The organism is Micromonospora sp. A202, from assembly GCF_006715105.1.
Classification (GTDB): Bacteria; Actinomycetota; Actinomycetes; order Mycobacteriales; family Micromonosporaceae; genus Micromonospora; species Micromonospora zamorensis.
Genome location: NZ_VFMP01000001.1, coordinates 6233983 through 6254100, shown reverse-complemented (window position 1 = coordinate 6254100; position 20118 = coordinate 6233983). Strand labels below are relative to the sequence as shown.

Annotated in this window: 18 protein-coding genes and 1 tRNA gene; 12 read left to right on the top strand and 7 right to left on the bottom strand. The window is 70.3% G+C overall.

Features of this window, described 5'->3' with window-relative positions; all coding sequences use genetic code 11:
• Complete coding sequence (locus FBZ33_RS28995) at positions 1 to 1092, bottom strand: ABC transporter ATP-binding protein (protein ID WP_088950475.1); 1092 nt, start codon at positions 1090 to 1092, stop codon at positions 1 to 3.
• A gap of 351 nt (positions 1093 to 1443) precedes the next feature.
• Here FBZ33_RS28995 and FBZ33_RS28990 point away from each other — a divergent pair.
• A tRNA-Thr gene (locus tag FBZ33_RS28990) sits at positions 1444 to 1520 on the top strand.
• 495 nt (positions 1521 to 2015) lie between these two features.
• Entirely contained in the window at positions 2016 to 2597 is a 582-nt protein-coding gene (locus tag FBZ33_RS28980; protein ID WP_141911499.1) for a suppressor of fused domain protein, read from the top strand.
• Positions 2598 to 3183: 586 nt separating this feature from the next.
• Here FBZ33_RS28980 and FBZ33_RS28965 read toward each other — a convergent pair.
• Positions 3184 to 3867 (bottom strand): ABATE domain-containing protein, encoded by a 684-nt coding sequence (locus FBZ33_RS28965; protein ID WP_141911497.1) that lies wholly within the window; start codon positions 3865 to 3867, stop codon positions 3184 to 3186.
• 27 nt (positions 3868 to 3894) lie between these two features.
• Here FBZ33_RS28965 and FBZ33_RS28960 point away from each other — a divergent pair, with 27 nt between their 5' ends.
• Positions 3895 to 5109: an MFS transporter gene (locus FBZ33_RS28960; protein WP_141911496.1), complete on the top strand. Its 1215-nt coding sequence runs from the start codon at positions 3895 to 3897 to the stop codon at positions 5107 to 5109.
• Between the two features lie 50 nt (positions 5110 to 5159).
• Here the strand turns inward: FBZ33_RS28960 and FBZ33_RS28955 are convergent, their stop codons facing one another.
• Positions 5160 to 5816 carry a type 1 glutamine amidotransferase domain-containing protein gene (locus FBZ33_RS28955; protein ID WP_231927158.1) on the bottom strand — a complete coding sequence of 219 codons (657 nt, stop codon included), beginning with the start codon at positions 5814 to 5816 and terminating at the stop codon, positions 5160 to 5162.
• Positions 5817 to 5948: 132 nt separating this feature from the next.
• Here FBZ33_RS28955 and FBZ33_RS28950 point away from each other — a divergent pair, with 132 nt between their 5' ends.
• The 4 genes from FBZ33_RS28950 to FBZ33_RS28935 all read left to right on the top strand — a co-directional run bounded on the left by FBZ33_RS28950 (position 5949) and on the right by FBZ33_RS28935 (position 8201).
• Positions 5949 to 6350 carry a helix-turn-helix domain-containing protein gene (locus FBZ33_RS28950; protein WP_141911494.1) on the top strand — a complete coding sequence of 134 codons (402 nt, stop codon included), beginning with the start codon at positions 5949 to 5951 and terminating at the stop codon, positions 6348 to 6350.
• A 35-nt stretch (positions 6351 to 6385) separates the two neighbouring features.
• The gene (locus FBZ33_RS28945; protein WP_088952055.1) at positions 6386 to 6805 is read left to right on the top strand and encodes a VOC family protein; all 420 of its coding nucleotides are present in this window, start codon (positions 6386 to 6388) and stop codon (positions 6803 to 6805) included.
• 11 nt (positions 6806 to 6816) lie between these two features.
• Complete coding sequence (locus FBZ33_RS28940) at positions 6817 to 7488, top strand: DUF998 domain-containing protein (protein ID WP_141911492.1); 672 nt, start codon at positions 6817 to 6819, stop codon at positions 7486 to 7488.
• Between the two features lie 68 nt (positions 7489 to 7556).
• On the top strand, positions 7557 to 8201 hold the full coding sequence (locus FBZ33_RS28935; RefSeq protein WP_141911491.1) for a histidine phosphatase family protein: 645 nt from the start codon (positions 7557 to 7559) through the stop codon (positions 8199 to 8201).
• On the opposite strand, the gene FBZ33_RS28930 is transcribed toward FBZ33_RS28935, so the two are convergent.
• Positions 8189 to 8791 carry a hypothetical protein gene (locus FBZ33_RS28930; RefSeq protein WP_141911489.1) on the bottom strand — a complete coding sequence of 201 codons (603 nt, stop codon included), beginning with the start codon at positions 8789 to 8791 and terminating at the stop codon, positions 8189 to 8191. The two genes, FBZ33_RS28935 and FBZ33_RS28930, sit on opposite strands and share 13 nt — an antisense overlap.
• Positions 8792 to 8958: 167 nt before the next feature.
• On the opposite strand from FBZ33_RS28930, the gene FBZ33_RS28925 reads away from it, so the two are divergent.
• The 4 genes from FBZ33_RS28925 (at position 8959) to FBZ33_RS33660 (ending at position 14416) form a co-directional block, all read left to right on the top strand.
• On the top strand, positions 8959 to 11346 hold the full coding sequence (locus FBZ33_RS28925) for a M4 family metallopeptidase (RefSeq protein WP_141911487.1): 2388 nt from the start codon (positions 8959 to 8961) through the stop codon (positions 11344 to 11346).
• A gap of 66 nt (positions 11347 to 11412) precedes the next feature.
• Positions 11413 to 12180: an enoyl-CoA hydratase/isomerase family protein gene (locus FBZ33_RS28920; RefSeq protein ID WP_141911485.1), complete on the top strand. Its 768-nt coding sequence runs from the start codon at positions 11413 to 11415 to the stop codon at positions 12178 to 12180.
• Positions 12181 to 12314: 134 nt separating this feature from the next.
• Positions 12315 to 12830, top strand: coding sequence for a hypothetical protein (locus tag FBZ33_RS28915; RefSeq protein WP_141911483.1), 516 nt, complete (start codon positions 12315 to 12317; stop codon positions 12828 to 12830).
• A 77-nt stretch (positions 12831 to 12907) separates the two neighbouring features.
• Complete coding sequence (locus tag FBZ33_RS33660) at positions 12908 to 14416, top strand: serine/threonine-protein kinase (protein WP_305069673.1); 1509 nt, start codon at positions 12908 to 12910, stop codon at positions 14414 to 14416.
• A gap of 70 nt (positions 14417 to 14486) precedes the next feature.
• Here FBZ33_RS33660 and FBZ33_RS28905 read toward each other — a convergent pair whose 3' ends face one another.
• The 3 genes from FBZ33_RS28905 to FBZ33_RS28895 form a co-directional block, all read right to left on the bottom strand.
• Positions 14487 to 14930, bottom strand: a complete 444-nt coding sequence (locus FBZ33_RS28905) for an HNH endonuclease (RefSeq protein WP_141911481.1) — start codon at positions 14928 to 14930, stop codon at positions 14487 to 14489.
• A gap of 212 nt (positions 14931 to 15142) precedes the next feature.
• On the bottom strand, positions 15143 to 16351 hold the full coding sequence (locus FBZ33_RS28900) for a hypothetical protein (protein WP_141911480.1): 1209 nt from the start codon (positions 16349 to 16351) through the stop codon (positions 15143 to 15145).
• A gap of 158 nt (positions 16352 to 16509) precedes the next feature.
• Positions 16510 to 18063, bottom strand: a complete 1554-nt coding sequence (locus tag FBZ33_RS28895) for a collagen binding domain-containing protein (RefSeq protein WP_185755433.1) — start codon at positions 18061 to 18063, stop codon at positions 16510 to 16512.
• A 153-nt stretch (positions 18064 to 18216) separates the two neighbouring features.
• On the opposite strand from FBZ33_RS28895, the gene FBZ33_RS28890 reads away from it, so the two are divergent.
• Complete coding sequence (locus FBZ33_RS28890; RefSeq protein WP_141911476.1) at positions 18217 to 20073, top strand: hypothetical protein; 1857 nt, start codon at positions 18217 to 18219, stop codon at positions 20071 to 20073.
• The last annotated feature ends 45 nt before the right edge of the window (positions 20074 to 20118 follow it).

The window sequence follows — 20118 nt, the reverse complement described above, 5'->3', positions numbered from 1 at the left end:
TCAGATCCGGCCACCCGTGGCGGCGTGGAAGACGTGGCTGCGACCGGCGACCGGCTTGACGAACACGGTGTCACCCATGTTCGGCATGGTGCGCCGGTCGGTGCGGACGACGAAGCGCTCCGAGTTGCCACCCAGCGCGGCGTGGCCGTAGACGTTGGCGTCCGAGCCGAGGTCCTCGACCAGCTCGACCACGACCGGCATGCCGCCCTCGGTCGGGCTGACCAGCTCGCAGTCCTCCGGGCGGAAGCCCACGGTGACCTTGCCGTCGCCACCCTCGGCGCGGGCCGCCGCGACCTGCTCCCGGGTCAGCGGGATCTGCAGCTCAGCGAACTCGGCGCCCTGCTCGTTCAGCGGAACGGTCTTGATGTTCATGGCGGGAGAGCCCATGAAGCCGGCGACGAACACGTTGGCCGGGGTGTCGTAGAGCGCCCGCGGGGTGTCCACCTGCTGGAGGACACCGTCGAGCAGCACCGCGACCCGGTGACCCATGGTCATGGCCTCGACCTGGTCGTGCGTCACGTAGACCGTGGTGACGCCCAGCTTGGCCTGCAGGGACGCGATCTGGGTACGGGTCTGCACACGCAGCTTGGCGTCGAGGTTCGACAGCGGCTCGTCCATGAGGAAGACCTGCGGCTCGCGGACGATCGCCCGGCCCATCGCGACACGCTGACGCTGACCACCGGAGAGCGCCTTCGGCTTACGGCCGAGGTATTCCTCCAGCTGGAGCAGCGCCGCCGCTTCCTTGACCCGCCGGTCGATCTCCGACTTGGAGGTCTTGCGCAGCTTGAGGGCGAACGCCATGTTCTCGTACACCGTCATGTGCGGGTAGAGCGCGTAGTTCTGGAAGACCATCGCGATGTCGCGGGCCTTCGGAGGAAGGTGGGTGACGTCACGCTGGTCGATGTAGATCGAGCCGGCGTCCACGTCCTCCAGACCGGCGAGCATCCGCAGGCTGGTGGACTTGCCACAACCGGAGGGGCCGACCAGGACGAGGAACTCGCCGTCGCCGATCTCGAGGTCCAGCTCGTTGACGGCGGGACGCTCTTGGCCCGGGTAGACCCGGGACGCCTTGGAATAGGTGACCGTAGCCATGGTGAAGCGCTTCCTTTCACCGGCAGGAACGTGCCGGACGATCCGAGTGAAGGAGCAACCGGCGCGTATCCGTGCCGGTCAGCGGACGGCGGCTCGGTCACGCGGGGGCGCCGGGCTGTCGTCCGTGTGTGAACCGTAAACGTGTTTCCCCTTGCTGCCAAGGTCAGGGAGCGTCGGAGGTGACATAGGGATTACACATTCCGGTCACTCCGGCACGGTCGGACATCAATCGACACAGGGTTAGACGGCGGAAAGGCGTACAGGCGTCGGGTTGTTGACGTTTCCCGTGCTCGGGAGGCATCGCGAGCGGGATATCCGGACGTCACTCGCTATGCTGACCTCGACGCACGCGCCCCTGTAGCTCAGCTGGCCAGAGCACTCGCCTTGTAAGCGAGATGTCGCCGGTTCGATCCCGGCCGGGGGCTCCAATTCCACCAGGCATTTCCCGATCGGCACTGCCACGAGCCAACCGGTTGACAGCGACGGCAGTGCCGAGTGCCTGACGCATCGCGTCGAGGTTGGCGTGGGCGTAGACCTTGAGGGTGATCTTCACGTCGGCGTGTCGAGCGATGGCATGAGCAACGTGCGGCGGTACGCCCAGCTCCATCAGAAGCGATACGACGGTGGACGGCCGACCACCGGCCGCGCCTCCTCGCCCTCGGCATGGCTGCCTACATCACCAGCGGCGTCATCGGCCGATCCTCACTCGGCACCGCCGAGGAGGGCAAAGCCGCTCTGGACAGCCTCACCCAATCGTTCGGCGAGCATCAGAGATGCCTCGGCCCCTGATCGGGCCGGCCGGACAACCGGCTGCGGGCGATGCCGGGTCTCGTTTGATGCCTGACAGAGCGGCGTCGAATAATGGCCGACATGATCACGGTGAGGCCGTGCGCGCCAGGATTTGAGGCGAGGAGGAGGGCACGGTGAAACGGAGGCGGCAACGGCTGGCGGCTGTGGAAGCGACCGAGGCTCACGTGCGGGCCTTCTTCGCTGGGCATGACGTTGAGATCGTCGACTACGACCTTGGGTTCGGCCGTCGCAGGGCTGTGCCCGACCTGCGCATCATGGTCGTCGGTCCAGGACCCCGCAGCGACTCCTGGGCATATGTCACCGCCGGCTGTTGGTCGGCGGTCAACCAGGACGGCCACGGGATCGAGTTCGTGATGACGTCGAAACTGCGGGAATCGACAATGGTCGATCTGATCGCCATGGCCGCCTACTACCACGCGGGCCATCGCCTCGACCACTGGCACACGATGCCGATTGGCGTCCCTTGGCTCCCGGGCTCGGCGTGTGATCACCTACTCGTCAGCTTGCCCTATCTGCACGGCCCAGACCTGGAGGCATGCGCGTTGCCGTCTGGGCATGCCCGGCTCTTGTGGTTGTTGCCGATCACCGCAGCCGAGAAGGCGTTCCGCCAGCAGCACGACACCGAGGCGTTGGAACAGCGATTCGACGATGCCGCGATCGACCCAACGGATCCGTTGCGCGCGTCCGTAGCCTGAAAGAACGAGTGTTACGAGCGAGCCGGGTCGACGCCGTCGGGAGGCGTCTGCCAGAGGCGTGCGACGGTCGTTCGCCGAAATCGTGAGGAGCGTCTGAGCTGCCGGAGCGTCTGCGCCAGGCCGGGGCGGGTCGACGGATCATCAGGCACGGCATGCACTCGGTCGTGGACTGGCTCAGTTTCGCGGTCTGGGAGAACGGTGTGCTGATCAGGTCGCTGAGCCTGTCACCGGACGGAGGCATCCAGGAGAACATCGGCAAGCCGTACGACTTCCCTGCACGGCTTTCGGGTGACCGATCCGTCCGGCGAGGAACAGGCCGCCCGTGAGGCCGCGTACACCCGGCGGGCACTTCGAAAGTGCGAAGCTGGACGGTGCGTAGTCCGCGTCGTTGATCGGCTTCGCGCAAGCTCTGAGCCGAGGCGGTCAGGCGCGGCGGCAGGACAAGTGTCACGGCCGATGATCCTGCCCGAATGCACCGTGACCGTTACAGCGGTTATCAGGCGTTCTGGTGCGGCCGGCGCGCGAGCGCGGTGGGCTGTCGACAGCAACGGGTATCCACCAGGCTTTCCCGACGGCGGCAGCGCGCTCATTGCGTCGCGCGCGTGCGTCGCGCTGCGACGTAGCGGCGCATCTTCTCGGCAGTTCCGCAGTCGTCCATGCTGCACCAGCGGCGACTGCGGTTCTTGCTCTCGTCGATGAAGATGAAGCGGCAGCCTCCGCATCCCTTGATCCGGTCCAGCGCACCCGTGGTGAGCAACTGGACCGCTGCGTGCACCACTGGCCGCAGAGGTCGGGCAAGCGTGTGGTCGTCTCGCCAGACCCAGTCAAACGTGCTGCCGCCCTGAAGGTGTGCGTGGCCGAGCGCGTCCGCTTCGTCGTCACGCAGCCGGGCCAGTGCAGACGTGCTCGGGGCTTCTCCAACGGTCAGCGGCCGGAACACCTCGTCGAGGTAGTCGCGGGTGTGCAGCGCTCGCGAGAAGGCAGCGTGAGCGCCGTCTGGGTCGTTGCGGGACAGCCGTCGCAACGCTGTCGCCTCGGTCTCGGTGAGGGCCCCCGCGTGCACCCCCCAGGCGACCAGCTCGGGATAGCCCGTCAGCACGTCGTCGTCCGGGAGCCCGACGGGTGGACCGGAGCGGGTGTTGATGAAGTCCAGGGCGAGGTTGCCGCCCACCAGGTTCATCCGCGTGACGCCCTCGACTGTTTCCATCAAAACCAACTTTACCAGTTGACCGTCGGCAAGGGGGATCGCTAGCTTGTTTCTGGCGTACACGATTTAGCTGGTAACAAGGGAGGTCGCATGGGCCACAGGCGAGCAGTGGGAGCACTGATCGGCTTGTCGGGCGGGACGTTCCTCTACACCACAGCGGAGGCGCTGCCGATCGGGTTGCTGCTCCCGATGGCAGCCGATCTTGCCGTCTCGCCGTCTCAGGTGGGCATGCTCGTCACCGCGTACGGCGCGGTGGTGGTCGTCGCCTCGATCCCGTTGACGGCGCTGGCCCGGAGAATCCCCCGTCGGCGACTGCTGTCCGCGCTCCTGGCCGGCTTCGTGGTGAGCACCGCGATCACGGTGTTCGCGAGCTCGTTTGCGTTCCTGCTGGCGGCCAGGATGGCAACCGCGGCGACCCATGCGTTGTTCTGGGCGGTGGTGGTGCCGGCCGCGGCCGAGCTGTTCCGACCCGGGCTTCGCGGTCGGGTGGTCGCGATCGTGTTCGCCGGCGGCAGCGTCGCTCTGGTCCTGGGCGTGCCTGCGGGCACCTGGCTGGGCGAACGCACCGGCTGGCGGATGTCGTTCCTGGCGGTGGCCGGGCTCGGCGCGATCGTGCTCGTCGCGGTGGCCTCGCTCCTGCCGTCGACGCCACCCAACGAGGGACATGCCGCCCGGGGCGCGACACCCGACGTCTACCGCTTCTGGCTGCTGGTCGCGGTGGCCATCCTGGCGACCGCCGGTGCCATCGCCGGCTACACCTACGTCGCCCTCTTCGTCACCGAGGTCAGCGGGTTCGCCGCCTCGGCGGTCGGGGTCATCCTGCTGGTGCGCGGCGTTGCGAGCGTGCTCGGGATCCTCGCCGTCGGAGTGGTGGTGGACCGCAGCCCGTGGCTCGCCCTGGCCGCGACCGTCACGCTCCAGTCGGTGGCACTGCTCGGCCTGTACGCGGTCGGCCACCGTCCGGCGGCTGCCGTGGGCCTGCTCGCCCTGGCCGGGCTGGCGTTCGCGGCGTTCACCGCGGTGCTCGGTGGCATCGTGCTCGAGGTTGCGCCCGGGCGCTCCGACCTCGCCGCCGCCACCGTCTCTGCCGCCGTCAACGTCGGCATCACCGGTGGAGCCCTGGTCGCCGGCCTCGCGCTACCGAGCCACGGGGTGCGCAGCACGGTGCTGCTGGGCGCGCTGCTCGGCGTGGTTGCTCTGATGGTGGTCGCCGCTGCCTTCACCGGGCGGCGCGCCACCCGACCGGCGAAGGCACCGGCGGTAGCCTGGGGCCAGGCGACGAGCCGAGTGGACGGGGGTCGATGAGTCGCGCGGTGCCACCGGCCCGCCAGACGACTACCGGATCCGACCGGCGCTCAGCTGAGCAGCTTCACCACGGCGTCGGCCACGGCGCGGGCGGACTGCGGGTTCTGACCGGTCACCAGGCGGCCGTCGACCACCGCGTGCTCGGTGAAGTCCGGCGCCGGTACGTGCTGCGCGCCAGCCTCGGTGAGCTTGTCGGCGAGCAGGAAAGGCACCTCGTCGGTGAGGCCGACGGAGGCCTCCTCGCTGTTCGTGAAGCCGGCCACCCGCTTGCCGGCGACGAGCCGGGAGCCGTCGGTGAGGGTCAGGTTCACCAGCGCCGCCGGACCGTGGCAGACGGCGGCCACCACGCCGCCGCGCTCGTGGACCGAGCGGGCGATGCGGGCCAGGTCGGGGTCGTCGGGGAAGTCCCACATGGTGCCGTGACCTCCGGCGAAGAGGATCACGTCGTACCCGGCCGGGTCGACGTCGGCGGCCCTCGGGGTGTCCGTTACGCCGGCGGTGGCGAGGAAGTCGTTCTGGGTGCTGTCGTTCTCGTCCCGGCCGTCTACCGGCGGCTCGCCGCCGGCCACGGACACCAGGTCTACGTCGTAGCCAGCGGCCCGGAACACCTCCCACGGCTCGGCGGCCTCGCCGACGTAGTAGCCGGTCGAGCGGCCGGTGCGGCCCAGCTCGGAGTGACTGGTCAGGGCGATGAGTGCACGAGTCATGCCCTCCATGCTGGCGTGGTCGGTCCGTCCCGGCCATAGGCCGATGTCACAGCGGAGACGGGTTTGAAAGCCGGGTCACCGGGGTCGGCGGTAGCCTGGGGCCGGGCAACGAGCAGGGCGGGACGGGGGGCGATGAGTGGCGCGGTGGAGGAGTCGAACCGGGCGATGCTGCGCGCCCGGGACGCGATGGACCGGGCGTACGCCGAGCCGCTGGACATCCCGGCGCTGGCCCGGATCGCGCTCGTCTCTGAGGCGCACTTCATCCGGACCTTCCGGGCCACGTTCGGTGAGACCCCGCACCGGTACCTGCAACGCCGCAGGGTGGAGCGCGCGATGGCACTGCTCGTGGAGTCGAACCGGGATGTGACGGACATCTGCTATGCCGTCGGCTTCGGCAGCCTGGGCACGTTCAGCCGTACGTTCCGGCAGATCGTCGGGGAGTCGCCCTCGGATTTCCGGCGGCACCGCGTCGCGGCGGCCAATGTGCCGTCGTGCTTCGCCAAAGCGTGGACCCGACCCAGCAGTTTTGGATAAGCCGCAGGTCACGGTCTACCTCTAGCGTCATGGGCATGACGATGAACGCGATCAGCCGCTCCCAGATCTACGTCCTCGACCAGGACGCCGCGCTTGACTTCTACGTCAACAAGCTCGGCATGGAGGTCAACACCGACCAGGACCTCGGTTTCATGCGGTGGTTGACGGTCAACCTGCCCGGCGACCCGGAGCGCGAGATCCTGCTGGAGAAGCCGGGCCCGCCCGCACTGGACCCGGCCACCGCCGAGCAGGTCCGGGAGCTGCTCACCAAGGGGGCCCTCGGCGGGTACCTCTTCATGACCACCGACGACGCCCGCAAGACGCACGAGGATCTTGTGGCGAAGGGTGTAGAGATCACCGACGAGCCGACCGAACGCCCGTACGGGATCGACTTCGGCATCCGGGACCCGTTCGGCAACCGGATCCGCATCGGCCAGATGTTCCCACGGGCGTAGGGGAGCCGACGATGAGCCAGGCTGCACCTTTCCCGCTGGTAGGACCGGCTGCTGTCGGTCGGGACCGCGCACTGCTGATCGGCGGTGTGCTGGCCGGCCCGATCTTCGTCGGCTCGGCGATCGTGCAGGCGTCGACCCGGGACGGCTTCGACTTTCGCCGGCATCCGGTCAGCGTGTTGAGCACCGGCGAGCTGGGCTGGATCCAGATCGTCACGTTCCTGGTCACCGGCGCGCTCTGCGCGCTGGCCGCCGACGCGCTGCGCCGCCGTACCGGCGGAGGCGGCGGGTCCGTCTGGCTTCCCCGGCTGCTCGCGCTGTACGGGCTGGGCCTGATCGGGGCGGCGATCTTCAGCGCCGACCCGGCCGACGGGTTCCCGGTCGGCACGCCCCGGGGCGCCGGTCAGATCAGCTGGCACGGCGGCCTGCACTTCCTGGTGGCGGCGGTCGCCTTCGTGTCGCTGATCGCGGCGACCGTGGTGGCGGGCCGTCGGGCCGCACGGCAGGGGGCACGTGGTCGAGCCGCGTACAGCCTGGTGATCGGGGTCTTCTTCGCGGCGACCTGGGTCGCCCTGATCGTCCGACCGGCTCCGGCCGTGATGGTGGCGTTCGGTCTGGCGGTGACGGCCGGCTGGCTGTGGGTGTCGGTAACCTTCGCGCGAGCGGCGTCCGGCCAGGCCGACTGAGCTGACGGCCGCAGGCGCGGGAGGTGCGGGGTGGAGCCCGCACCTCCCGGTGTGTTGAGGTGGGCGGCATGGTGACTCGCCTGCTGTACCTCGCCCGACACGCCGAGCAGGACCTGACCGCGCTGCGGGAGTCGGATGCCGGTGAACCGGACACGGGCCTGACGGAGCGCGGCCAGCAGCAGGCCACGCTGCTCGGCGAGCGCCTGCGAGGCCGCCGGTTCGCCGCCGTCCACCACGGACCGCTGCGCCGGGCCGCGCAGACCGCCGAGCTGATCGCCAGGTCGCTGCCCGAAGCTCCGGTGTACGCGACGGAGCTGGCCGGCGACCACCTCCCACACGACACGGACCCGGCCGGCCTGCCGCCCGCGTACGCCACATTCCTGGCGCAGTTCTCGGCTGCCGAGCGGGCCGACGGGCCGCGGGTGACGGCGGAGGCCGTGCGGCGGTTCGCCGGCCCGGTCCCCGAGGAAGCTCCCGATTGCGAGCCGGTCCGCGAGCTGGTCGTGACGCACACCTTCCTGATCGCCTGGCTGGTGCGGCACGCCCTCGACGCGCCGGAGCGGCGATGGCTGGGCTTGAACCTGCACAACGCGGGGTTGACAGTGATCCGGTACAGCTCCGGTGGCCCACCCAACCTGATCGCCCTCAACGACGTGGCCCACCTGCCGCCGGAGCTGCGTGCAACCGGCCTGCCTCCGGACTACGTGGTCTGAGTGCCGGTGGCCCGCAGCAGCAGCTCGACCAGCGCGCGGGTGGCCGGCAGCTGTTGCGTGTCGTCGCTGGGGCAGTCGTCGTACCCGATCTCGATGGTGCCGACGGTCAGCCGGTAGCTGAACACGTCTGTGCAGATGGTCGCGCCGGCCGTCTGGCGGGCCTCGGCGGCCAGCCGGGCGTCGGCGGTAAGCCCGCGCAGCCGGCCGAGGTCGGCGGGAGTGAGTTGGCCGGTACGCCGCCCGCCGGCGCGGTCCACGGCCGTCCACCGGCCGTCCGGCTCGACGGTCACGGTGTCAGCGCGGCCGGCGAAGCCGCCGGAGCGAAACAGCATCACCCGCGTCGACGCGCTATCGGTGGCCGGCGGCCCGGTCGGCAACGTGGAGGCGGGGCCCGCGGTTGGCGTCCGCGGGGCGTCGGTGGCCGGCCCGGTCGGGACGGGGTCGGCGCTGGTCGGCGGCTGGTCACGAGCGTCGCCGGTGCTGGTCGGCGGCTGGTCACGAGCGTCGCCGGTGCGGTCGGTGCTGGTGCAGCCGGCCAGGAGCGCGACCAGTAGGGCGAACGTGACGCCGGCTGTCGAGACGGGTCTCATGTCCGTCGGACGTGCTGGGGCAGGTATTGGTTCCCTCGTCAAGCCCCTCATCCGTTCGGTCAATGTCGATGCCTGACATCAGTTCAGGGCTTCTCTTTTCTTCAATACATAGCTATATCTACATGCGTGACTACCTCCGTCACATCCTTCTCCTCTCAGGAGCGCACTTGAAAAGAGCTCTTGCCGCCGTCAGTGCAGTGCTGCTCACCAGCGGCCTGCTGACCTGCGTCGTCACCCCGGCGCATGCGGCCCCGCCCACCTCTCCCGCGCCGGACGCCTCCGCTGCGGCCCGAGCGGCAACCGTCCTACGAGCGAACCCCGGCGCCGTCCAGGGTTCCAGCGCCGAGTCCTACCAGGTGCGCAGCACCAAGGTGGACCCCAGCGGCGCTGCCCACACCCGCTACACCAGGACCTACCAGGGCCTACGGGTGTACGGCGGTGACTTCGTCATCCACACCGCGCCGAACGGCACGTACGCCGGCAGTTCGGTCGGGCTGGCCGCGCCGCTGACCCTCGCCACCTCGGCCAGGACCACCGCGGCGGCCGCGAAGAAGGCCGCCAGCGCCCGGTTCGTCGGTAAGGCCGAGACGGTGGGCACACCGGAGCTGTTCGTGGACGCCAGTTCCGGGCAGGGTCGACTGGCCTGGGAGACCGTGGTCAGCGGGTGGCAGCCCGACGGGCAGACCCCGTCCCGGCTGCACGTGATCACCGACGCCGCCACCGGCGCGACCGTCGGGTCGTACGACGAGATCGAGTCGGTGGTCGGCAGCGGCCAGGGCATCTACACCGGCACGGTCAGCATCGACACGACGCTCTCCGGCAGCACGTACCAGATGATCGATCCGTCGCACGGCAACGGCCGTACCTGCGACATGAACAACGGCACGTCGAGCTGCACCACCTTCACCGACGCCGACAACGCGTGGGGCACCGGGGCCAACTCCAACCGGCAGTCCGCCGGCGTGGACGCGCACTTCGGCGCGGCGAAGACGTTCGACTACTTCAAGAACGTGCACGCCCGCAACGGCATCTTCGGCAACGGCTCCGGCGTGCCGAGCCGGGTGCACTACGGCAACAACTACGTCAACGCCTTCTGGGACGGCGCCCAGATGACCTACGGTGACGGCTCCAGCAACTCCCGCCCCCTCGTCTCGCTGGACGTGGCTGGGCACGAGATGAGCCACGGTGTCACCGAAGCGCTGGCCGGCCTCGTCTACTCCGGCGAATCCGGCGGCCTCAACGAGGCCACCAGTGACATCTTCGGCAACATGGTGGAGTTCTACGCCGCCGCGCCGAGCGACCCGGGCGACTACCAGGTCGGCGAGAAGATCAACATCAACAACAACGGCACGCCGCTGCGCTACATGTACAACCCGTCGCTGGACGGCTCGTCCGACAGTTGCTGGTCCACCAGCACCAAGAACAAGGACGTGCACTACTCCTCCGGCGTGGCCAACCACTTCTTCTTCAACCTGGCCGAGGGCACCGGCGCCACCTCGTACGGCACCTCCCCGGTCTGTGGTTCCGCCCCCGCGGTGACCGGCATCGGCCGGGCCAAGGCCGAGAAGATCTGGTACCGGGCGCTGGACGTCTACTTCACGTCCAACACGGCGTACGTCAGCACCAGCAACCCGGCGAACACCTCCCGCGCGTACAGCCTGCGGGCAGCCACCGACCTGTACGGAAGCTGCTCCACCGAGTACAAGGCCGTGCAGGCCGCCTGGACCGCGGTGAACGTGGCCGGCAGCGACTCGGCCTGCTCGACCGGCAACGACTTCTCGGTCGCGCTCTCGCCGACCGCCGGCTCGGTCAACCCGGGCAGCGCGGTCTCCACCACCGTGGCCACCGCCACCACCAGTGGCTCGGCGCAGACGGTGACGTTCTCGGCGTCCGGCCTGCCCAGCGGGGCCAGCGCCGCGTTCAGCCCCGCCTCGGTGACCTCGGGCGGCTCGTCCACCCTCACCATCAGCACCTCGGCGAGCACCCCGCCCGGCACCTACTCGATCACCGTGAACGGTGCGGGCGCGGTCACCCGCAGCGCCACCTACCGACTCACCGTGAACGGCACCGGCGGTGGCTGCACCGCGCCGGGGCAGAAGCTGGCCAACCCGGGCTTCGAGTCCGGCGCGACCGGTTGGACCGCCAGCTCCGGCGTCATCACCACCTCCAGCGGCCAGGCCGCCCGCACCGGGTCGTACAAGGCATGGCTGAACGGGTACGGCAGCACCCGCACCGAGACGCTCGCCCAGTCGGTGAGCCTGCCGGCCGGCTGCTCGTCTTACGCGCTCAGCTTCTGGCTGCACATCGACTCGGCCGAGACCACCACCAGCGTCGCTTACGACAAGCTCAACGTGCAGGTGCTGAACTCGAGCGGAACCGTTCTGGCCACGCTGGCGACCTACTCGAACCTGAACAAGGCCACCGGCTACAGCCAGAAGTCCTTCTCCCTGGCGGCGTACGCTGGCCAGACCGTCAACCTGAAGTTCACCGGCACCGAGGACTCCTCCTTGCAGACGTCCTTCGTGGTCGACGACACCGCGCTGACCGTCTCCTGACCTGACCGCGGGCCCAGCGACCGCCCCTCGGGGTGGCCGCTGGGCCCGCGCCGTTATGGTCGCCGTATGTCGGACGCGGAGTTGACCGTCGAGGTGACCGGGCCGGTCGCAACCGTGGTGATCCACAACCCGGCCCGGCGCAACGCGATGACTGCAGCCATGTGGCGTCAGCTCCCCGAACTGCTCGACCGGCTGGAACCCGACCCGGGCGTACGGGCGTTGGTGCTCACCGGCGCGGGCGACGCCTTCTGCGCGGGTGCCGACCTCGGCGACCTGGCCGAGCTGTTGGACGCGGGCGACGCCAGCATCGCGGTGGCCGCCGAGGAACGGCTGGCCAGTTTCGCCAAGCCGACCGTCGCGGCCATCCGAGGCGCCTGCGTCGGGGGTGGCGCTCAGCTCGCGGTCGCCTGCGACCTGCGGATCGCTGCGGACGACGCCAGGTTCGGCGTACCGCCGGCCCGGCTCGGTCTGGTCTATCCGGCACCGACGACGCGCCGGCTGGCCCGGCTGGTCGGCCCGTCCGCCGCCAAGCATCTGCTGTTCACCGCCGAACTGATCGACGCCGAGCGGGCCCTGCGGATCGGCCTGGTCGACGAGGTGCTGCCTGCCGATCGGCTGGCCGGGCGGGTGGACGAACTGGTGATGACGATCGCCCAGCGGTCACCACTGAGCGTCGCCGCCGCCAAGGAGATCATCGACGACCGTGCCGGGCCCGCGCGGATCGCCTGGTGGCACCGGAAGGTGGCGACCACCGGCGAGGCCCGCGAGGGGGTCGCGGCGATGGCCGAGCGACGTACGCCCCGCTTCGCCTGGCGGGCACCGGCCGACGACTGACCGGTTTGAGCCGTCGCCGTCGATGGGTAGTCCCCGCTTCACACGGTGATCGGGGGACCACCATGGATGCGGCAGCATCGAATCGGGGGCAGACCGAGCGGGGCCAACGGCGACTCCGTCTGATTCTTCTCTTCGTGCTGCTGCCCGCCGTGGTCGGCGGTCTCGCGGTGGGTGTCGCGACCGGTGGTGAGAACACCGGCATCTTCGACGGCGACCCAGCGCGCTGGGCGAGCAACCTCGGCCTCGTCCTGGTGATCGTCGGAGTCGTCATCGAGGTGGCCGCAGCCATCTGGCTGGTCGCCACCGGCCGCTACCGGTCGGGACGACAGTCGCCCCTGATCGGGCTCAGCTGGTCGCATCGTCGTCGGCTGGATCGGCAGGTGCGACGCGACGCACCCGAGGCCGACGAAGACCGGGCTCTGCTCGTGGAGACCGCCAGACAGTTCGTCAGTCAGCGCTATCTCGCGGTGCTGTGCGCTGGGCTGGTGATGACGAGCGTCGGTCAGGTCTTCGTGGGGTTCGCGCCGTTCCACGCGGTGATCGGCGGGCTGCTGGTGGTGATCTGGGCGGTGCTGATCGTGTCGGTCCTTCGGAACGCCCGACGGGGTGAGGCGTTCCTCCGGAACCACCCGGATCTGAGCGAGCAGTAGCCGAAGCTCCGTCCCACCCATCGCAACACCTCGATCCGGGGTGGCCCGCCGCCGGTCGGTACGGCAGGCTGTCGGTCGTGCAGCGTGATCAGTTGCTTGCGGGGCGCTACCGGCTCCTGGAACGCCTCGGCAGTGGTGGCATGTCCGCGGTGCACCGGGCGTACGACGAGGTGCTCGAACGGGACGTCGCGGTCAAGGTGCTCGTCGCCACCGACCACAACGCGCGGCAGCGGATCCGGGCTGAGGCCAAGGCCGCGGCCCGTCTGTCGCACCCGCATGTCACCAGCGTCTACGACTTCGGCGAGTCGTTGGTCGACGGTGCCCAGATCCCGTTCGTGGTGATGGAGATGCTCGGCGGTCACACCCTCGAACAACGGCTGGCGGCCGGGCCGTTGCCGCCCCGCGCGGGTCTGCGGGTCTGCGCCCAGGTGGCCTCCGCGCTGGCCGCCGCGCACGACCAGGATCTGGTGCACCGCGACATCAAGCCGGGCAACGTGATGCTCACGCCCACCGGCGCCAAGGTGCTCGACTTCGGCATCGCTGCGGCCGCCGGTGAGTCGGAGATCGACTTCGAGGGGCGGCTGCTGGGCACGCCGGCCTACCTGGCCCCGGAGCGACTGGAGGCCGGCGAGGTGTTGCCGGCCTGCGACGTGTACGCCCTCGGCCTGCTGCTGCACCGGGTGCTCACCGGCCGGCTGCCGTTGCCCGCCGAGGCGCAGACCGGGATGCTCCGCACCCACACGCACGTCGAGCCGGGTCCGCTGCCTCCGGTCGACGGCGTACCGCCCGAGGTGCACCGGCTCTACCGCTGGTGCCTGGCCCGCGACCCCGTCGACCGGCCGCCGGCCGTCGAGGCGGCCCGCATCCTGCTCGCCGCCGCCAGCGCAGCGACTGCCGTGGTCGAGGCGGCCGGCGCTGTCGACCCGGCGGCCGACGGGACCGAGCAGCCCGGCGACACGCCCGCCGATGCGAGCGAGCCGACCGGGCCGAAGGTCGAGACGGGCGAGGCGGCTGCCGGGTCCACGTCCCGGCGAGGAGCGTGGCGTCGGGGGCGGGCCGTGCTGGCGGTCAGCTGCGCGGTGATCGCCGCGGTGGCGATTGCCGGGTCGCTCGGTGACTCGCACAACCGCCGGCTGGGGCAGAAGGGGCCCTCGACGGGGATCGGCCCGGGCACCACCACTGTGGGAATGCCGCGCAGTGAGGAGCCGGCCGACACCGGATCGGCCGCCGTCCCGCCGGCCGGGAGCACCGCGCCCGCTTCCCGGTCAGCCCCTCGGGCCAGGCCGAGCCCGACCGTCACCACCCCCGGGCCGACCCCGACCAGGGCTGCGCCCACGCCCACGCCCACCCCTGGCTCGGGTGCGTCCGTGGACGCGCGAGGCGGGACGGTCACCATTCGCTGCGTCGGGAAGTCCGTCGAGGTGCTCGCGGTGACGCTCGTGCCCGGGTTCCGGGTCGAGGCGTACGACCCGGGCCCGGCGAAGCAGATCCAGGTCGAGCTGGTCTCCTCCGAGCACCGCAGTGAGGTCCGGGTGCGCTGCCCCGGCGGCAGCCCGAAATCGAGGGTCAGGGAACGCGCCGTCTGACCGGGGGCCGGCGGGTGCCGCGCCCGGGACGTACCCGGAACGCGGCCCCCCGTTCCCGCCGGCCGGTCCGTCACCGCCCGGCCAGCGCCCCCCACCCGGGGTTGACCGGCTCCCGGCGCAGCGGCATGCCCGCTTCCGACGGCGTCCGGTCACCCTTGCGCTGGTTGCAGGCGTAGCAGGCGGCGGTGGTGTTCCGCCAGGTGTTCCGACCGCCGCGCGAGCGGGGCAGGATGTGGTCGATCGTGGAGGCGGACCCACCGCAGTACGCGCAGCACCTGCCGTCGCGGCGCAGCACCCCGGCCCGGGACCAGGCCGGCCCGGAGTGGAACCTCCAACGGGTGACCACGAAGCGGACCAGCCGCACCACCCGCGGCATCGGGAAGATCCCGATCACCCGGTCCGGTTCGGCCTCGTGGATCTCGGCCACCCGACGGCAGAGCATCCGTACGGCGTGTTGGACGGTGACCCGGTGCAGCGGGCCGAGGTCGGCGTTGATGACGAGGACGGCGTCCACCGGGACTCCTTTCCAGAGGTTGACGGACAGCGAAGAGCCGCCCGGTCCGGCTGTCGGACGGGGCGGCTCAGCGCGTACGGGTACGCGTCAGTCGGGCCGGCCCGCCCGGGGACCTTCCGCTCGGCAACCGCCGCCGGGCAGCGTCGACGGCACGATGGTGACGTGCGACATCGCCATGAGCTGCTCCCGCGGTGGTGGTTGACCTTGCGCGATCACGGTAGGCCAGGACGGGACAGACGGGCAACGGATTTCGATCGGTTGGCCTCGTCGGAACGGCGCTGGCGGCGGGTGGGGGCGGTGGCCTCCGTCGAGATGTGGGCGGTGTCCAGCGGGCGGTTCAGCCGCAGGGCCATCCGCACTGTGAGTTCGCTGTCGAGCAGGGGTCGGTTGACCTCACCGGCGACCGCCAGCGCCGGGCCCGAGACCGATCGCCAGATCGCGGCCAGACCGGCGCCGAGGCCCACCAGGGCGACGGTGGCCCGAGTGGCCGGTGAGCCGGCGGCCGCGGCGGCACTCACCCCGACCACCGCGAAGAGCACCAACAGCACGGGTACGAGCACCGGCCAGAAGATGCCCCGTGCCGCCTGCGCCACCAGCCGCCGGTCCCGGATCATCAAATTCCTGGCGATCACCGCGTAGTCCTCCTCGTCGAGCAGGTCGCGCGGGTGCAGGCCGCCGGTGAGCACGTCGCGCCAGAGGTCGCCCTGGCCGCGCAGGGCCCGGCTCAGCTCGGCGGGCGCCGGCACGGCCGGGTCCCCGAGGCCGGCCCGGTCGACAGCGCTCGACCAGGCGGCGAGTGACCGGCGCACCACCGCGGCCGAGTACGGCGGCAGGACGGTGGCCAGCTCGTCCAACCACCGGCGGATCTGGATCTGCCGCCCACCGAACTGCCTCAGCAGCTGGGCGGCGTCGCCGGCTCGGACGGTGTCGGCCACCGATCGGCCCAGCCGGTAGGCCAGGCCGACCCGGTGGTTGGTGGCCATCGTCCAGCGGAGCACGTCCACGTTGAGGTCGTCGAGGGCGAGCAGCAGGGGTACCGGGTCTGCGGGGTCGGCCCGGTCCAGGTCGGGGAGCAGGGCCCGGGCGGAGGCGGTGTCGGGCACCGGCCCGTTGTGCCGGGTGAGGTCGGCGATCTGGGCCAGGGCGACGTCCACCCCGTCGAGGTACATCCGCATCCGGCGGTGGGCGGACATCTCGGTGAGGTTGGAGAGCTTGGCCGGGGGTACGGCCGGTCGGGCCTCGACGGGAGCGCCGAGCTCCGCGTGCTGCCCGTGGTGGTAGGCGTCCGCCATCCACCAGCCCAGCCGCAGCGTTGTGACGATGCACGCGCGTTCGTCGCGGATCAGGGGGTACGCGTCGTCGCGGCCGATCTCGTCGTTCGGCGGGCCGCTTTCCGCGCCGACGCGGTGCAGTGGTGACATCTGCCGCTGCCCTCCCGCCCGGTCGATCGACGGTTGATCAATCGAGCGTACGACAGCAAATAGTCGCTTATAGCAGCTTTGGTGGTTTTAGCGGCGGTAGTGAGCGAAGGGCCGCGCCGGGCGTACCGGCGCGGCCCCTCGTTCTGAATCTGCCCAGGTCAGGAGGGATCTGACAGGACGATCGTGATCTCCTTGTTGGCGCCGTCACGAAGGGCGACGCCACGTGCGGAGGCGAGGTCGGACCCCCCGTACCAGCCGCCGACCCACGGCGGATTCGGCACGTACCGGATCTTGACCGACTGGTCGGTCATCCCCTCGATGACCCGCTGGCCGTAGAACGAGTACTCCTTGACCAGGTCCCCGGTGCGGGCGTTGTAGACCTCGCCCGCGAGCCAGCCGTTGTACGGCTGGCCGTCCGCCGACGTCACGCCGATGCTCAACCGGGGGCCGTTCTTGCCGAGCGAGATGTCGGCGACGCCCGGTTGGTCGGTTCCGGCCCTGGTCGTCGCGGCGGTCTTGCGGTCCGACGCGTTGCCCGTCCACACCGCCGCATACGGCTCGGTGTAGTCGTAGAAGTGCGAGAACTCCAGCGGCCAGTCGTACGGCCCGAGGTTCGGCACCGTGTAGGTGCCGTCGGAGTCGGTGCAGAACGGGCCGATCCCGGGCGCGCCGGAGCCCTGACGTGTCGGCAGGACCGACGCGCAGCCGTTGGTGAGAGGCTGGCCGGTTTCGGTGTCCCGAATCGTGCCGGTGATCCGGGCCGCCGGGTCCAGCTTGACGGTGGGCACGGTGCTGAGCAGCCCGGCATCACCATCGACCCGCAGCGCGTCATACTGCCGGCCGACGCCCCCACGGCGTCCCACCCACTGCATGCCGTGCACCTCGTCGGCCGGTAGCGCCAGCAGGGTGTACTCACCCGGCTGCAACTCTCCGATGGTGATCCGGCCCTGCTCGTCGGTGTAGTTGACGCCCCATTCGCACGTGTCGCTGTCCACCGAGCCGAAGGTCAGTGACAGTGCCGCGACACAGACGTTCGGGACCGGATCCCCACTGGCCCGGTCGACGACGGTGGTGGTGATTGCGGTGGTTGGGCGGAGGGCGACCTCGACCGTGGTGGTCTGACCGAGGGTCACTTTGACGTTCTTGACCTCCTGCGCGGCATGCAGGCCGTCCGAGGAGCGCAGCTCCAGGGTGAACGTTCCCGACTCCAGGTTCGCCAGGCGAATCCGGCCGTCGGTGGCGCCGCACTGCTGGTCGTACGGGCGGACGCCCGCGCAGTACGCGTTCACCGGGCCGCCGCTGACCGCGTCGGTCGCGAGCACCTCGACGACGCCTGGCAGGAGCATCTGCTCCTCCGGCACCGTCGTGGTGACGCCGGGCGCGACGGTGACCACGTCGGCGGTCGAGTAGCCGAGCTTTTGGTGCGACCACTGGAACCGGCCGAGGAAGCCATACTGGATCTTGTAGGTGCCAACCGGGACGGAGGCGAACCGGAAGTTGCCGTCAGCGTCGGACACGACCTGCCCACCGCTGGCACCATCTGTGGTGAAGAGGTTGACCGTGACGTTGCCGGGCTTCTCGGTCACCACGTGGCCGGTGATGGCGCCGCTATCGGGCTCCACGGCCTGCGCCGGAGTTGCGGCCAGAGTGGCCGCGAGGGTGAGCGCGGTCGCCGAGGCGAGCATGAAGATTCTGCGGGCGGGTCTGTTCATCGTTCCCCGTTCAGGCGGAGGGTGTGGCGCAGCCGTCGGATTCTGGCTGATGCTCCGCGTCGATCGAAAACGGGGCCGCCGCCGTCGGTCCAAGTCACTACGATCCGAGCGGTCGCCGCCGCTCTGCTGGCGACCGTACAGGAGGAACTCCACTTGAGATTCATAAGTCGCGGTGTCCGGCCGGGCGGGCATATGCCGGTGCTGGCCGCCGTCGCCACGCTGGCGCTGGGAGCTGTCGTCCTCTCGCCCGGTCCGGCCGCCGCCGCCGAACCCCACCACGTGTTCACACCGTCGCTCCTCGCCTACACCGACTCCACCACCCCGGACACCGCGGTCTTCTACCCCAGCGGGGGAGAGATCCCGGTCGGGTCGTGGCGGGATGACGCCGGCAGCACGCACTCCTCCCGCATCTACGTAACGTTCGACATCGGCGGGATCTACGTCGGTCGGCTGAGCCAGGCGACCCTCGTCGGGCGGGAAAGCCGCGCCAACGACTGCGCACGCGCGCGTGCCACCGTCGCCCAGGCCACGGCAGCCTTCACCGGTGAGAACAGTTGGTCGCACCCGCCGGCCACGGTTGGCAAGGCGGTCGCCGCGACCGCCGAGGGCGCTGATTGTGCCTCCTGGCGGACCAAATGGGACTTGACCGCCGCGTTGACCAGGGCGCTGGGCCGGGGTGAGCACCAACTCACCACCGAGCTTCGGGTCCCCAAGCGGAACGAGGGGGATGTCTCCTACGGCCGCTGGCTGGAGACCAACGAGTTCCGGTTCGAGGTGGAGCTGACGAACACCGCCCCGCTCAAGCCGACCAAGCTCTTCAACGCGAACACCGACACCCCCTGCGGTCCGGAGTACTTCGCCGGATCAGAATTTGCCGCATACGCCAACATGACGGACCGGGATCGGGACCCGTACGACGCGCTGACCGCCGAGATCGAGTACTGGCCGCTCGCCGACCCGTCTGCTGTCACGCCTGTCGACCCCGGCATTTCCAGCGGCCCCGACGGTCTCGACGCGGTCGGCCAGATGCCGGTGGCCTCGCTCGCGGACGGGGAGTACGCCTGGCACGCCCGGACATTCGACCAGCGGGCCTGGTCACCCTGGAGCGATCCGTGCCATTTCACTGTGGATCGCACCAAGCCTGCCGTCTCGCCGACCGTCGCCTCTCCGGAATATCCGGAGAACCCGGCGAACCCGACCGGCAGCCGTGAAACCGAGGGCACCTTCCTGTTCACGTCGCATGGCGTCGCAGACGTGGTGAGCTTCCGGTACGGCGACAGCCAGGGAGCTCTCTACAACCAGGTGCCAGCCGACCAGCTCGGCGGCGCGGCCACCATTCGGTGGCGACCTCGCGACGCGGGCGAACAGACGCTGTACGTGGCGAGCATGGATCGCGCCGGCAACAGCTCTCCGGTGCGGGCCTACACGTTCAACGTGCGCGACCTGACCGTCAACGCGTGGTCGACGGCCCAACAGCCCGACCCTTCCGGTAACGGAATGGCGGTCACGATGCGGTTCAGCACCCAGCCCGGCAACGGCATCACCACCATCGCCTATCGGGTGGACGGTGGGTCGGAGCAGTTGGCGACCGTGGGAGCCGACGGGGTCGCCGAGCCGGTCCTGGCGCCCCTCAAGGGCGGCGAGCACCAGCTCAGCTACGTCGGCCGGAGCGCCTCCGGCGAACCGGAGTATCAGCAGGAGACGACCTTCTTCGTCGACGATGGGCCCACCATCACCTCGGACGGTGTCTATCCGATCGACGGCTCCGGCGGTGGCGTCGGCGTCCCCGGAATCTTCACGGTCTCTCCGGCGGTGACCAAGGGCGCCACCTCGGTGCGGTGGTTCGACAGTGTCGACAACAACCCCAGAGTGGTTCCGCTGGCCGCCGACGGCAAGGCCACGATCACCTGGACGCCCACGAGGGCCGGGTGGACCTACTTCTGGTTCACCGTCGAGTACGCCGACGGCAGCTTGTCCAGTTACCGGTCGTTCTCGGTCACTGTCAACTGATCCGACGCGGGGGTGCGGGCACGCACCCGCACTCCCGCGCCAGGT

Coding starts and splice junctions, on each gene's coding strand:
- FBZ33_RS28995 (WP_088950475.1), bottom strand. CDS start 1,092: ATGGCTACGGTCACCTATTCCAAGGCGTCCCGGGTCTACCCGGGCCAA.
- FBZ33_RS28960 (WP_141911496.1), top strand. CDS start 3,895: ATGGGCCACAGGCGAGCAGTGGGAGCACTGATCGGCTTGTCGGGCGGG.
- FBZ33_RS28955 (WP_231927158.1), bottom strand. CDS start 5,816: ATGACTCGTGCACTCATCGCCCTGACCAGTCACTCCGAGCTGGGCCGC.
- FBZ33_RS28950 (WP_141911494.1), top strand. CDS start 5,949: ATGAGTGGCGCGGTGGAGGAGTCGAACCGGGCGATGCTGCGCGCCCGG.
- FBZ33_RS28945 (WP_088952055.1), top strand. CDS start 6,386: ATGACGATGAACGCGATCAGCCGCTCCCAGATCTACGTCCTCGACCAG.
- FBZ33_RS28940 (WP_141911492.1), top strand. CDS start 6,817: ATGAGCCAGGCTGCACCTTTCCCGCTGGTAGGACCGGCTGCTGTCGGT.
- FBZ33_RS28935 (WP_141911491.1), top strand. CDS start 7,557: ATGGTGACTCGCCTGCTGTACCTCGCCCGACACGCCGAGCAGGACCTG.
- FBZ33_RS28930 (WP_141911489.1), bottom strand. CDS start 8,791: ATGAGACCCGTCTCGACAGCCGGCGTCACGTTCGCCCTACTGGTCGCG.
- FBZ33_RS28920 (WP_141911485.1), top strand. CDS start 11,413: ATGTCGGACGCGGAGTTGACCGTCGAGGTGACCGGGCCGGTCGCAACC.
- FBZ33_RS28900 (WP_141911480.1), bottom strand. CDS start 16,351: ATGTCACCACTGCACCGCGTCGGCGCGGAAAGCGGCCCGCCGAACGAC.
- FBZ33_RS28895 (WP_185755433.1), bottom strand. CDS start 18,063: ATGAACAGACCCGCCCGCAGAATCTTCATGCTCGCCTCGGCGACCGCG.